The following is a 14,817-nucleotide window of genomic DNA, read 5'->3' as shown; positions in this document are numbered from 1 at the left end:
TAATTATAAACTAAGTAAATAAAAGACCGGTTGGATTTTGATTTTTATCCAACTGGTCTTTTATTTTTAAATTAATTAAGAGCTGATTTGGCTAATATTAGCATTGGGAGTGGCCTCTACTATATAGGTACAACATTTACTTTTAAATCGATCATGATCACATACAAAAAAAGAAAATACAGTATTAGTTTCTGCTGACAAATTATTTTTAAACACCCATGCATTGCCTACTGGTACTTTTTCTTGGATATTTTTACATAACTTAAAAACTTGAAAAGTGAGGTTTACAGTTATAGCACCTGTTGGATTAGTAATAGTGAATGTAAAATCTAGTTTAACTTCCGGGTCGTCTAAGCATAAAGTATCGACGGTAACATTAGCAACTTTAACTGGTGTATCAAGAGTTCCTGGCACTAATGGGAGTTGTACTAGTGTTGACAAAGATTTTCCGGATTTTAAAATTATTTTGTTTGTACAACAGTCATCAGATAAGTTATTTTTTGTTAAAGATGTACAACTATTATTTTTGTATATTTTTGATAATGAATTCATAATCTATTCATCCTCCTAATTATAATTATAATAATATAAGTTAATAATATAAAAAATTCTTACAATATAATATATGTACCATAATTAAAATTGATATGAAATGTAACAGACTATTTTTATCTGAATAACCTATAGTAGCAGTTTATATAAAAATTTTACTGCCAGGAGGTTAAATTATGTATAAAGACGAAAAATATGAAAAAGATGATATTGAAGGTAGAAAAAAATATTATTGGCATGCTTGTGAAGAGATTGACGCTGATGAACATTACAGTAGAGAGCGTAAATCAAAGAAGTGTGACAAGCATCGCTGTAATTCTAAATGTGACGAGTGTGATTGGTGTGATGAATGTGACGAATGTAACAGACATTCCTGTAAAGTGTGTGTAACAGGACCAGCAGGACCAGCAGGACCAATAGGTTCCATAGGCAATTCTGGATCAACAGGAGCTACTGGGGCAACAGGATCGCAGGGAATTCCAGGTGGATTAACGGGAAATACCGGATCAACAGGAATTACCGGAGCAACCGGAGCAACAGGAGCAACAGGAGCAACGGGAGTAACAGGAACAACAGGAGCAACAGGAGCAACAGGAGCAACAGGACTAACCGGAGCAACGGGAGCAACCGGACTAACAGGAGCACCAGGAACTCCAGGAGGAGTAACTGGAAATACTGGTGCAAATGGAACAACAGGAGCAACAGGAATAACAGGAGCCACAGGACCAACAGGAGCCACAGGATCAACAGGAGCTGCAGGATTAGCAGGAGCAACAGGAGCAACAGGAGCAACAGGAATTGCAGGATCAACAGGATCAACGGGCGCAGCTGGATTTACAACTCAGCTAAGAGCATTGCAAGTTCAGGTTCAAAGCGTAGATGCAACATTAATTGCTTCTGGAGCACCTGTCATATTTGATACAACTATAAATGATTTATCTGCATTTCTTTCTTATAACAATATTACAGGAGAGATAACAATATCGCAGACAGGAGTATTCTATATTAATTGGTGGGTATCGACAGATGGGTTAGGTGGTGGAGCAGATGTAGTAATCACATTAGCAATTACTACTTCACAGGGTGATAATAGTCAGGCTTCAACCCCTATACTAACAGGACAAGTGAGTGGAAATGCCTTGATTTCAGTTGGTGCAAGTCCAATAACATTACAACTTGTAAATGCAACTGATGGTACAATAAACTATGGTACAACTCCAATTAAAGCAGATTTAACAATTGTTAATGTAACATTCTAAGATTAGTCCCATGGATTAATAAGTCTATATTCGTCCATGGGATTTCTAAGTATTCTATAAGTATTATAATTTAAATTTCATAAAATAATTGGAATTTAAGAAGTTGTTTTATCACATGTGACAACTTATTATTAAAAAATAAAAATTTATAAGTATAGCATAAAAATGCAATGACATTATAGGTTATTGCCAATAAGGAGAGATGAGATTTGGACACGATAGGTCTTCAAATTCAAAGACAATTAGCTGGAACAGTAAATACAAATTCTAATGTAATATTTGATACGGTAGTAAATAGTTATGGAGCAATAGTATACAACTCAGTAACTGGCGAAATAACAATAAACAAAGCAGGAAGGTACTTTATAAACTGGTCGGTGGCAACTCAGACATCTTTAGGAGCAAATAATATAACTTTTTCAGTTCAGTCATCTCAAGGAGATGATTTAATAGGAAATTCACCTACTAAAACTGGTGAAGTAGTTGGTTTCGCTATTATACAAGTTGATTCTGCTCCAGTGATATTGAGGTTGAGCAATGTAACGTCTAATAGTGTAATTTACTCTACTTTAGTATCAATTAAAGCAAATTTAGTATTAGGTGAGATACAAGAAGAAACAGGAGCAACAGGTACAACAGGTACAACAGGTACAACAGGTACAACAGGTACAACAGGAGTAACTGGAGTGACTGGGATAACTGGAATAACTGGTTCTATCGGAGTAACCGGAGTAATTGGATCTACTGGAGTAACTGGATCCACAGGTATAACAGGTGTAAACGGAGTAATTGGAACTACTGGAGCAACCGGATCCATAGGTGCAACAGGAGCAACAGGAGGAGGTTCCACTGGCACTGGTGGAATCATACCATTTTCATCAGGGGGTCCTTTTTCAATGACTACAATTGTAGGAGGATTGCCTGGACTACCTTGTTTCGTTGGATTTGGAAGCTCGGCTCAGGGTTCTGCTGTCCTTGGATCATCTATAGATCTTACAGGTTCTGCAAGCGCAGTTGTTAATTTCGCATTTTCAGTTCCTAGTGAGGGTACTATTACTTCAGTAGCTGCTTATTTTAGTACCTCAGCCTTGTTAGCACTTATAGGATCAACAATAACTGTAACCGCACAGTTATATAGTTCGACTACACCTGATAACATTTTTTTACCAGTGGCAGGGACTGCAGTAACAATATCTCCAGCTCTTACAGGTATTATTGCAATAGGCACAACGAGTAATGGTGTTATTACTGGATTATCAATACCAGTAACTTCCGAAACTCGATTGTTAATGGTATTCTCTGCAACAGCTGCAGGATTATCACTTGTTAATACTGTATCTGGATATGGAAGTGCAGGTATAAGAATAACTTAATTTTACCGACTTATGACGATTTATTCTTAATTATAAAGTAATGATTATGCAGAAGTAATCTACAATAATTATCAAGAGTAAAATAAAAATTTTAAAGTAAAGGTTTAAAATTAGGACTGTTTCTAAAGGTGTTACCACCTTTAAAAACAGTTTTTTCTATAAATTTATTTTAAAATTTGTGTATTGCCATTTATACTAATTGATAATACCAATATCTTAATTATTCTGACAATTATTTTAGGAGGCGGACATCATACTACAGGTTAAAATCATATATTATTTGTCTTATTTAAGAGAAGGGATTATTTGTCTTATTTAAGAGAAGGGATTATTTAATTAAATGTCTGTTAAATATGTAATCGCATATTATGTTATAACAGCATAGTATAAATAAGCAATGGCATTATAGGTTATTGCAAATAAGGAGAGATGCGATTTGGACACGATAGGTCTTCAAATTCAAAGACAATTAGGTGGAACAGTAAATATAAATTCTAATGTAATATTTGACACGTTAGTAAATAGTTATGGAGCTATAGTTTATAACTCAGTAACTGGTGAAATAGTAATAAACAAAGCAGGAAGATACTTTATTAACTGGTGGGTGGCAACTCAGTCAACTTTAGGAGCAAATAATATAACTTTTTCTATTCAAACATCTCAAGGGGATAATTTAATAGGAAATTCGCCGATAAAAACGGGCGAAGTTGTTGGTTTCGCTATTATACAAGTTGATTCTGCTCCAGTAGCATTAAGATTAATTAATACTACTTCTAGTAGTGTATTTTATTCTACTTTAGTATCAATTAAAGCAAATTTAGTATTAGGAGAGATACAAGAAGAAACAGGAGCAACAGGTTCTAGTGCTACAGGAACAACGGGTTCAACTGGAGCAACGGGAGTTACCGGAGCCACAGGAACGAAAGGAGTAACCGGAGTTACAGGGACAAGCGGAACAACAGGCAATACTGGAGCTACTGGGACAACTGGAGCAATAGGAAGTATTGGTATAACTGGAATAACAGGAGTTACTGGTATAACTGGAACCACTGGTGTAACAGGAGTTACAGGTTTAACTGGAGTAACGGGTGTAACCGGAGAAACTGGAACTACTGGTGAAACAGGAGTTACAGGATTGACTGGAACTACAGGTATAACTGGAACTACTGGTGTGACAGGAATAACAGGTGTAACCGGAGAAACTGGAGCCACAGGTTTAACTGGAGTGACTGGAGCCACTGGTGAAACAGGAGTTACAGGAGTAACTGGAGTAACTGGAACTACAGGAGTAACCGGAACTACAGGTATAACTGGAAGCACTGGTGTAACCGGAGAAACTGGAATTACAGGATTGACTGGAACTACAGGTGTAACCGGAACTACAGGTATAACCGGAGTTACGGGTGTCACTGGAACTACTGGTGTGACAGGAATAACAGGTGTTACAGGAGAAACCGGAGTTACAGGTGTAACTGGAGTAACGGGAACTACTGGTGAAACAGGAGTTACAGGAGTAACTGGAGTAACTGGAACTACAGGAGTAACTGGAACTACAGGTGAAACTGGAGTTACAGGTGTAACTGGAGAAACTGGAATCACAGGATTGACTGGAACTACGGGTGTAACCGGATTAACGGGTGAAACGGGAACTACAGGAGCAACTGGAACTACAGGTATAACTGGAAGCACTGGTGTAACCGGAGAAACTGGAATTACAGGATTGACTGGAACTACAGGTGTAACCGGAGAAACTGGAACTACAGGTATAACTGGAACTACGGGTGTAACTGGAGAAACTGGAATCACAGGAGCTACAGGAGTAACAGGTTTAACAGGAACTACTGGCGCAACCGGAGCTACAGGTACGTTCAATCCAGCAGCAACAATAGCAAATGTAGGCCCCGATGTTAGTTCGCAATTTAGTGAATTAAGAACAGCAGAAAGGACGCCAATAATTGAATTGATTTCAGTGTATGGATTATCTAATCTAAGGGATATTACTACCACAACAGGTGCAGGAACAGTAGGAAGTAATAATGCAGAATTTCAACTAACTACCACAGCAAGTGGTGCGGACAGCGCAATTTTAGAAAGCTCAGAAAGAGGAAGATACGAATCGGGATATGCTGGAGAAGTAGGAATAGGTGTACGTCTACCAACCGCTCCAACTGGAGCACAAGTTGCAAGATGGGGACTCTTTGATGCCCAAAACGGTGCTTTCTTCGGTCAAGATGTAGCAAATGGTATTTTTGTAGACATTAGAAGAGCAGGTGTTGATACTATTGTCCCACAGACATCATGGAATGTGGATAAACTAGATGGTACAGGACCAAGTGGAGCAACTTTGTCACTTTCTAAAGGAAATATATTTCAAATCGTATTTACTTGGTATGGTTATGGTGTTATCGAATTCAGGGTAGTAGTACCTGATCCAACTACTACTGCTCAAGAAGTTATCACAGTTAATAGATTTTCGCCTACGGGACAAACGAGTTTTGCTGATCCCAATTTACCTCTACGTGCACAAATATCAAATAATGGAACAGCAAGTGCATTTAATTTATTCGTTGGTGGAAGACAGTATAGCATAATAGGTAACTATGAACCTACTTTCCGCATAACCTCTGAGAGAAGGACGGTTACAGCTACAGCAACATTGACACCTATAATTTCTTTTAGGAGAAAAACAGTTTTCCCTGTTGGTTCAGGAAGGACGAACTCTGTCAGTGTGAAACTAGAAGGAATTGACCTTGTGACTTCTGAAGATATTTCTTATCAGATAATATTGGGTGGTACAATCAATGGAGCATTTGCAGATTATCCGACAGCAACGACTAATATTCCGCTTTCTGAGACGGGTCTGCAAGTAAACAGTACGTTAACTACTATTACAGGTGGTCAAGTATTAATACAAGGATTAGCGGCTGGCGTTAATGGAATCAATCGTGTTTTAGCATCAGCTAGTTTACTAGATTTCCAGCTGCCTGATACTGAATTCGTGACACTTGCCGTTTTAAATTTGGCAGGTGGAAGCAATTCTGTTTCAGCCACTTTCCAAGTTACTGAGGAGTGGTAAAAAGATAAGCATAAAGATAGAAAGGGAGAAATAGAAATATTGATTTCTCCCTATTTTAAAAGGAGGAAATTTAATGTCTGATATTATTATATCAAGTGTTGGTCCAACAGTCAGCTCGCAATTTAATGAACTAAGAGTTGCAACAAAATTTCCAATTGTCGAATTAACGTCTGTGTATGGAGTATCTGATTTAAGAGATGTTGTTATTACAACAGGTGCCGGAACAGTTACAAATACGTCTACAGAATATAGTGTTAATACGACAGCAAGTGGAGCAGATTCTGCGATTCTAGAAAGTGCAATGAGAGGAAGATATGAGCCTGGTTATGCAGGAGAAGCAGGAGTTGCTGTTCGTATACCCACTTTGCCAACAGGAAATCAAATTGCTCGATGGGGGTTATTTGATAGTCAAAATGGTGCTTTCTTTGGTGCAACTAGCACTAATATTTTTGTTGCTATAAGGAGGGCAGGAGTTGATACTGTAATTAATCAGTCCGCCTGGAATGTGGATAAATTAGATGGAACAGGACCAAGTGGAGTGACACTTACACTTTCTAAAGGAAATATATATCAAATTGTGTTTACTTGGTATGGGTATGGCGTCATCGAATTTAGGGTAGTAATACCTGACCCAACTACTTTAGCACAAGAAGTTATTACGGTTAATCGATTCTCACCTACAGGTCAAACGAGTTTTGCTGACCCAAATCAACCCATAAGAGCAGAAATTAACAACGCTGGAACAGCTACTAGTTTTAATTTATTTGTAGGAGGAAGACAATACAGTATCTTAGGAAAATATGAACAAACCTTTAGAGTAACCTCTGAGCGAAGAACCATTAGCAATGTAACCACTACTTTGACACCTGTTTTATCATTTGCTAGAAAAACGATTTTTCCAACGGGATCAGCTAGAACAAACTCAGTTGAAGTTAATTTAGAAGAAATTAACCTTATAGCGACTTCTGCTGACTTAGCCTACCAAATAATATTAGGGGGAACAGTTAACGGAACATTTGTGAATTATCCAACGGCTACAACCATAATTCCTAATAGTGAAACTGCTCTCTTAGTAAACACAACTTCCACAACCATTACTGGTGGACAAGTAATATTCCAAGGGGTTACCTCAGGAACAGGAGGAAATTCAAGAGTGTTAGCTACTGCTGAACTATTAAACTTTGCCCTTCCTGATAATGCCATAGTTACGTTAGCAGTAGTTAGAATAGCAGGTCCGAGTAGTAATTCAGTTACCGCATCATTTAGTGTCACAGAGAGTTGGTAAATTAGTATAGTTAAATGATGAGAGCATATTTAAAGAGGCCTTCAATAATACTTTGAAGGTCTCTATTAATTTTAATATTTATATTGCAAATAAACAAGAAAGATTAATATAAGTTATTTTAGAATTGCCACTTTATAGTGGCAACATATTGGAATCAATTTTGTTATTTTCATATGCTATTTTTAGTAGATATTTACCATATTGTGTTTTCATTAAAGGTTTAGAAATCTTTAATAGTTGATCCTTATCTATAAAGCCATTTAAATAAGCTATTTCTTCTATACAAGCTACATATAATCCTTGCCTTGTTTGTATTGCTTCTACAAAATTAGCAGCGTCTAAAAGTCCACTATATGTTCCTGTATCAAGCCATGCCATGCCTCGACCCAGTAACTCTACTTTTAGTTTTTTCTTTTTTAGATATTCATTATTCACAGATGTGATTTCTATTTCACCTCTAGCTGACGGCTTAACATTTTTAGCAATATCTATTACATTATTATCATAAAAATACAGACCACATACAGCGTAATTTGATTTGGGTTTTTCAGGTTTTTCTTCAATGGATACTATATTATTGTTTTCGTCGAACTCAACTATTCCAAAATCTTTCGGATTACTTACATGGTAGCCAAAGATAGTAGCTCCATCTTTTCTATTTGCAGCACTAATAAGTCTCTGCGTAAAATTATAGCCATAAAATATATTATCTCCAAGTATTAAAGCTACCCTATCATTTCCTATAAATTCTTCCCCTATTATAAATGCATCTGCAAGTCCTCGAGGAGTTGTTTGAACAGCATATTGTAGATTAAGACCTAAAGAACTACCGTCACCAAGTAACTCTTTAAAACAAGTAATATCTCTAGGCGTTGAAATAATTAATATTTCTTTTATACCAGCAAGCATTAAAACTGATAATGGGTAATATATCATGGGTTTATCATATATAGGTAATATTTGTTTTGATATTGATTTTGTTATTGGGTAAAGTCGCGATCCAGATCCTCCTGCTAGAATAATACCTTTCATATTTTTGCCTCCTGAAGAAGTCTATCTTTATTAATATATTATAGTTAGTACAAATTAGTGCAACCCAATATTTTAGTTAATTTTTTATTTTAAGGTATAGTTATGCACTTTCTATTTGTTTTTTACATAAAGTATAGAGTAAATATAAAGAAAAATTTTTTTAATTAATTATGGTGGTGAAATTTAATGAAAGTAGTAATACTTTGTGGTGGTAAGGGAACACGTATGAGAGAGGAAACAGAATACCGTCCTAAGCCTCTAGTTGAGATTGGCGGTAAACCAATTTTGTGGCATATAATGAAAAACTATTCCAGCTATGGATTTAATGACTTTATTTTATGTGTTGGGTACAAAGGAGAAATGATAAAGCAATATTTCATGGACATGTACTGGAGAAATAATGATTTTACTTTGCATTTAGGTGGAGATAGAGAATTAGAATATCATACAAAGGATGAGGAAAAATGGAACATTACTATTGTTGACACTGGAATTGAAACATTGACGGGAGGTAGATTAAAACAAATAGAAAAATATATAGATGATAAGGAATTTATGTTTACTTATGGGGATGGATTAAGCAACGTAAATATTTTAGAGCTTTTAAAGTTCCATAGGCAAAAGGGGAGAATTGGAACACTTACAGGGGTAAATCCTATTTCGCCTTTTGGGGTTATTGAGGTTGAGGATGGAATTGTTAAGTCCTTTAAAGAAAAGCCTATTTTAGAAGACAAGGTTAATGGTGGTTTTATGGTATTTAATAAAGAAGTGTTTAAATATCTGCCTAGTGAGGATTGTTTTTTTGAACAAGAACCTATAAGAAATCTCGCAAAAGATAAACAACTTGCAGTTTATGAGCACAATGGTTTCTGGGTAGCTATAGATACTATCAAGGATGTTCAAACTGTAAATAAGTTATGGGATAAAGGAGAGCATTTATGGAGCATATCGGAGTAGATTTGTTTAATAACTTTTACAAGGATAAAAGAGTTTTAATTACTGGTCATACAGGATTTAAAGGCTCATGGCTTTCAATTTGGCTTAAAACATTAGGAGCAACAGTTATAGGATATTCACTTGATCCTTATACGATGGATGATAATTTTGTTGTTAGCAAATTAAAAGATAAGGTCATAGATGTTAGAGGGGATATTAGAGATTATAACAAGCTTTTAGAGGTCTTTAATATATATAAGCCAGAAATTGTTTTTCATTTAGCAGCGCAGCCATTAGTGAAAGAGTCTTATGACAATCCAAAAGAGACTTATGAGACAAATGTAATGGGAACCTTAAATGTACTTGAATGTATTAAAAATTCAGCCACCGTTAAAGTTTCCATTATGGTAACTACAGATAAATGTTATAAAAATATGGAACAGATATGGGGATATAGAGAAAATGATCCAATGGGTGGTTATGATCCTTATAGTTCTAGTAAAGGATGCGCCGAAATCCTTATAGATTCCTATAGAAATTCTTTTATTAATCCTAAAGATTATGAACTTCACGGCAAAGCTATAGCATCTGTTCGAGCAGGTAATGTTATTGGGGGTGGCGATTGGTCAAAGGATAGAATAATTCCTGATTGCATAAGGGCGCTAAAAAACAATAAAGATATTGAAATTAGAAATCCAAAGGCAGTTAGGCCTTGGCAACATGTACTTGAGCCCTTAAGTGGATATTTACTTTTAGCATCCAAGATGTATGAGGATGGAGTGAATTATTGTAGTGGTTGGAATTTTGGACCAGAGGATAGTTCAATAATTTCTGTGCAAATCGTTGTTGATATAATAATTAAGCAGTGGGGATGTGGTAAATGCATAGATATATCAAGTATTAATGCACCTCATGAAGCAAACTTATTGAAACTAGATTGTACTAAGGCAAAAATTTATCTTAAGTGGATACCAAAATTAAATATAGATGAGGCAATAAAGTTAACAGTAGATTGGTATAAAAATAATAATGATAAAGATATGTATGACCTATGTGTTCATCAAATAGAGACTTACTGCAATAAGTTAGATACAGAGGAACGGTAAAATGGAAAAGAGAGTATTAATTACAGGCGCTAGTGGCTTTGTAGGTTCTTGCTTAGTTAGAAGACTACTTAAAGAAAATTACAAGATTCATATATTAGCAAGGGATAGTAGCAAATTATGGAGACTCCAAGATATACTAAAGGATATAGAAACCCATAAGGTAGATTTGCTAAATAGTGATGCGATAGCTAAGTTAGCTAGTAATATCAGTATAGATAAAGTATACCATTTAGCAACTTATGGAGGATATCATTACCAAAATAATGTACAAGATGTGATAAATACAAATATTATTGCAACCTTTAATTTATTTAAGGAATTTACTAAAAAGAGTCTAGATATGTTTGTAAATACTAGTAGCTCATCTGAATATGGAGAAAAATTTGAGCCAATGAGGGAGGATATGAGTATTCTTCCTAATAACATGTATGGGGCAAGTAAGGCAGCTGGGACTATTTTATGCAGTACTTATGCAAAAACTAATAATATACCATTGGTTACCCTTAGACTATTTTCACCATATGGATATTATGATGCTAAAACTAGATTAATACCTACAGTTATTATGGCTTGTATTCTAGGAAAAGAAATTAAATTATCTCATAAAGATTCAAAGAGAGATTTCATATTTATAGATGATGTTGTTGATGCATATATAGCTGCAAGTAAGGAGATAAACTCTTATGGAGAAATATTTAATATAGGAAGTGGCATACAATATACAACTGATGAAATTGTAAGTAATATAATCAATTTAACGGGAAAAGATGTAAATGTTCACTTTGAAAATAATTTTGATAGGCAATATGAACCTAAAATGTGGGTTAGTGATATTAAAAAAGCCAATGAAAAACTAAACTGGAAACCTAAAGTTGAAATAAAAGTGGGACTAAATAATACAATAGATTGGTTTAAAGATAATTTACAATTTTATAGGTAGGTGGTAAATACTATGAAGTTATCAGATTATATTGTTGAATTTTTAAAGGATAATGGAGTTACAACAGTTTTTGGGTATCAAGGTGGAGCCATAACTCATTTTGTCGACTCAATATATAAAGCAGATGGAATTAAATTTATATCTAATTATCATGAACAAGCTTCAGCCTTTGCAGCTGAGGGGTATTCAAGAGTTAGTGGAAATATAGGAGTATGCACAGCAACTAGTGGTCCAGGTGCCACAAATCTAATAACAGGTATAGGAAGTGCATATTTTGATTCTATTCCATGTTTGTATATAACTGGTCAAGTTAATACCTATGAATATAAACGTTCCCCTGAAATAAGGCAAGAAGGATTTCAAGAAACTGATATAGTAAGCATAATAAAGCCAATAACAAAATATGCTGTTATGATTAAAGATTCAAAAAAAATAAAGTTTTATTTAGAAAAGGCAATTTATTTAGCAAAAGAAGGTAGATCAGGGCCGGTTTTATTAGATTTGCCTATGAATATACAAAGGGCAGAAATTAATCCCGGTGAGTTAGTAGGCTTTTATGAATCAGAAGAATATAAATTAGAAATAAGTCAGGAAGTTAATGTAGAGAATGTCAGTAGCTTAATAGAGTTAATAAAAAAAAGTGAAAGACCAGTAATACTAGCGGGCGGAGGTATTAGGCTTGCAAAGGCAGAGAGGAAATTAGAAAAACTTATAGACATAACAGGTATTCCTGTAGTTTGTACGTTAATGGGAATAGACAGCGTAAATCATGAGCATCAATGTTATGTGGGATATATGGGATCTTATGGAACAAGATATTCAAATCTAGCAGTAGCTAATTGTGATTTACTAATAGTTCTAGGGTCAAGATTAACAACAAGACAGACAAGTGCTATAACTGATAGTTTTGCAAGAGAGGCTAAAATAGTTCATGTAGATATAGATAAGAATGAGCTTAATATCAAGGTGAAAGAAGATTTAAGTATAGAGTGTGATTTAAGCTCATTTATTGATAACTTAAATCAATATTTAATAAATTCTCATTATAAATTTGATTTTAGTTCTTGGACAGATAAAATAAATAGCTATAAAAAAATGTACCCATCATATGAGGTCCATAAGAATATAAATGAAATAGACCCTAATGAGTTCATGAATAAAATAAGTGAAATGATGCATCCAAATTCTATAATATCTCTAGATATAGGCCAAAATCAAATTTGGGCATCTCAATCACTAAAACTGAAAAAGAACCAAAGATTATTAAACGCAGGTGGAATGGGACCAATGGGTTTTGGGCTACCGGCAGCTATAGGCGCCTGGTATGCTAAACCTGATTATAAAATAGTTGCAATTACTGGCGATGGGGGTATTCAAGTCAATATTCAAGAGTTACAAACTATTGCAAGGGAAAAGATTCCTATAAAAATTATTATTATGAATAATAATGCTTTAGGTATGATTAGACATTTTCAAGAAATGTATTTTAAATCAAATTATTATGGAACTATAGAGGGATATTCTGCTCCAAATTTCATGGAAATCAGCGAGGCTTATGGTATAAAATCACTTAAAATAAGTAATGAAAATCAAATGAATGAATTAAAAGAAAAGTTGAATGATGATGAAAGTTATGTTATAGAAGTGCAACTTAAAAACATAACATATGTAGTTCCCAAATTAGGTATGGGTAGACCAATTGAAGACCAAGAGCCTCTTTTGGGTAGAAATCAGCTCCAAGAAAACATGATAATAGATATGTATAAGTCTTAATAAGGGGTGATTAATATTAAAGATGAAAACATAATAAGAGATGAAATTTTGGAAAAGGTAAAAGAGCTATATAAGATTCGTGAACAAAAAAAAAGTTTTATACCAGGTAAAACAAAGGTAAATTATGCAGGGCGTGTATACGATGAAAATGAAATGGTAGCAGTTGTAGATTCAGTATTAGATTTTTGGCTAACACTTGGGGTCAAGGGCAGAGAGTTTTGTGATAGTTTTTCAAGATACCTTGGGGTAAAGTATTGTTTAGTAACTAATTCGGGCTCATCAGCTAATTTAATTGCAGTTTCTGTGCTTTGTTCTAAAACAATAAAAAATCCAATGAAGCCTTGCGATGAGGTAATAACAACTGCAATGGCTTTTCCCACCACACTAAATCCAATAATTCAAAATGGTTTAATACCTGTATTTGTAGACATAGAAGAAGACACATATAATATTGATGCAGGTAAAATAGAAGCGGCAATAACTGATAAAACGAGAGCTATAGTTTTTGCTCATACTTTAGGTAATCCAGCTGAGATGGATAAGATAATGGATATAGCTAAAAGGCATAATCTATATGTAGTAGAGGATACTTGTGATGCACTAGATTCAAGTTATGATGGAAAACTTTGTGGGACATTTGGTAATTTCTCAACTAACAGCTTTTATGCAGCCCATCATATTACAATGGGGGAGGGTGGCGCAATATGTACAAATTACAATGAGTTATATAAAGCAGCACTTTCTATAAGAGACTGGGGGAGGGCGTGTTTTTGTCAAACTGGTGAAGTTAGCGGTAAAGGCGCCTGCGGACATAGGTTTGATTATAAGTTTGATGGATTACCAGAGGGATATGATCACAAGTACGTGTATAATAATATTGGTTATAATTTAAAACCATTAGATATACAATGTGCTATGGGAATTGAGCAACTTAAAAAACTTCCGGAGTTTACGAAGATAAGAAAAAATAATTTTAAAAAGTTATATGAATGTTTTAAAAAATATGAAGATGTTTTTATATTGCCAAGATCTTTACCTAAAGCTGACCCATCTTGGTTTGCAATACCAATTACAATAAGAGAGACTGCTGGGTTTTCTAAAAAAGATTTTGTTACTTATCTTGAATCAAAACTTATAGAAACAAGAATGTTATTTGCTGGTAATATTCTAAAACAGCCAGGGTACAAGGATATAAAGTACAGAATATCAGGAGATTTAAAATATACAGATGGCGTTCTTGAGAGGACATTTTTCTTAGGGGTATATCCAGGTATAACAAAGGAGAAATTAGAATATATGATAAAAAGCATAGATAGCTTCTTTGAAAATAATATAAAATGAGATAAAGCTTACCTGTAATAATTACATGGTAAGCGAGGGTGTAAATTATTTTGTGTATTCTCTTTCTTTAAGCAAAATAATTGAATTATTTAATTATGAAAAACTGTTAATATAGTTTATAGATATTGTTACTTTGTAATTACT

10 protein-coding genes and 1 pseudogene are annotated in these 14,817 nt (G+C 34.5%); 9 read left to right on the top strand and 2 right to left on the bottom strand.

The window, feature by feature from the left end; genetic code table 11:
• Nucleotides 1-75 precede the first annotated feature (75 nt).
• Nucleotides 76-552, bottom strand: coding sequence for a DUF4489 domain-containing protein (locus KPL37_RS15485; RefSeq protein WP_216150828.1), 477 nt, complete (start codon nucleotides 550-552; stop codon nucleotides 76-78).
• 389 nt (nucleotides 553-941) lie between these two features.
• Here KPL37_RS15485 and KPL37_RS20405 point away from each other — a divergent pair.
• The 4 genes and pseudogenes from KPL37_RS20405 to KPL37_RS15465 form a co-directional block, all read left to right on the top strand.
• Nucleotides 942-1,385: pseudogene (locus KPL37_RS20405) on the top strand (collagen-like protein); the annotation flags it as partial.
• Nucleotides 1,386-2,020: 635 nt separating this feature from the next.
• Nucleotides 2,021-3,184: an exosporium glycoprotein BclB-related protein gene (locus tag KPL37_RS20305; protein ID WP_216150826.1), complete on the top strand. Its 1,164-nt coding sequence runs from the start codon at nucleotides 2,021-2,023 to the stop codon at nucleotides 3,182-3,184.
• Nucleotides 3,185-3,620: 436 nt separating this feature from the next.
• Complete coding sequence (locus KPL37_RS15470; protein ID WP_216150824.1) at nucleotides 3,621-6,260, top strand: hypothetical protein; 2,640 nt, start codon at nucleotides 3,621-3,623, stop codon at nucleotides 6,258-6,260.
• 73 nt (nucleotides 6,261-6,333) lie between these two features.
• The gene (locus tag KPL37_RS15465; RefSeq protein ID WP_216150822.1) at nucleotides 6,334-7,545 is read left to right on the top strand and encodes a hypothetical protein; all 1,212 of its coding nucleotides are present in this window, start codon (nucleotides 6,334-6,336) and stop codon (nucleotides 7,543-7,545) included.
• A gap of 132 nt (nucleotides 7,546-7,677) precedes the next feature.
• On the opposite strand, the gene rfbA is transcribed toward KPL37_RS15465, so the two are convergent.
• The gene (gene rfbA / locus KPL37_RS15460) at nucleotides 7,678-8,577 is read right to left on the bottom strand and encodes a glucose-1-phosphate thymidylyltransferase RfbA (protein WP_216150820.1); all 900 of its coding nucleotides are present in this window, start codon (nucleotides 8,575-8,577) and stop codon (nucleotides 7,678-7,680) included.
• 186 nt (nucleotides 8,578-8,763) lie between these two features.
• On the opposite strand from rfbA, the gene rfbF reads away from it, so the two are divergent.
• Genes rfbF through rfbH form a run of 5 tightly spaced genes read left to right on the top strand, consistent with a single transcriptional unit; the run spans nucleotide 8,764 to nucleotide 14,673 of the window.
• Nucleotides 8,764-9,534 (top strand): glucose-1-phosphate cytidylyltransferase, encoded by a 771-nt coding sequence (rfbF, locus tag KPL37_RS15455; protein WP_216150818.1) that lies wholly within the window; start codon nucleotides 8,764-8,766, stop codon nucleotides 9,532-9,534.
• On the top strand, nucleotides 9,516-10,619 hold the full coding sequence (rfbG, locus tag KPL37_RS15450; RefSeq protein WP_216150816.1) for a CDP-glucose 4,6-dehydratase: 1,104 nt from the start codon (nucleotides 9,516-9,518) through the stop codon (nucleotides 10,617-10,619). Before rfbF ends, rfbG begins: the two co-directional genes overlap by 19 nt.
• A gap of 1 nt (nucleotide 10,620) precedes the next feature.
• Complete coding sequence (locus KPL37_RS15445) at nucleotides 10,621-11,559, top strand: NAD-dependent epimerase/dehydratase family protein (RefSeq protein WP_216150814.1); 939 nt, start codon at nucleotides 10,621-10,623, stop codon at nucleotides 11,557-11,559.
• Nucleotides 11,560-11,571: 12 nt separating this feature from the next.
• Entirely contained in the window at nucleotides 11,572-13,332 is a 1,761-nt protein-coding gene (locus KPL37_RS15440; RefSeq protein WP_216150812.1) for a thiamine pyrophosphate-binding protein, read from the top strand.
• A gap of 6 nt (nucleotides 13,333-13,338) precedes the next feature.
• Entirely contained in the window at nucleotides 13,339-14,673 is a 1,335-nt protein-coding gene (gene rfbH / locus KPL37_RS15435; RefSeq protein WP_216150810.1) for a lipopolysaccharide biosynthesis protein RfbH, read from the top strand.
• Nucleotides 14,674-14,817 lie beyond the last annotated feature (144 nt).

The sequence above is a fragment of the Clostridium frigoris genome (assembly GCF_018861865.1).
Classification (GTDB): Bacteria; Bacillota; Clostridia; order Clostridiales; family Clostridiaceae; genus Clostridium_AD; species Clostridium_AD frigoris.
This window is presented reverse-complemented; position numbering and strand designations above follow the sequence as displayed.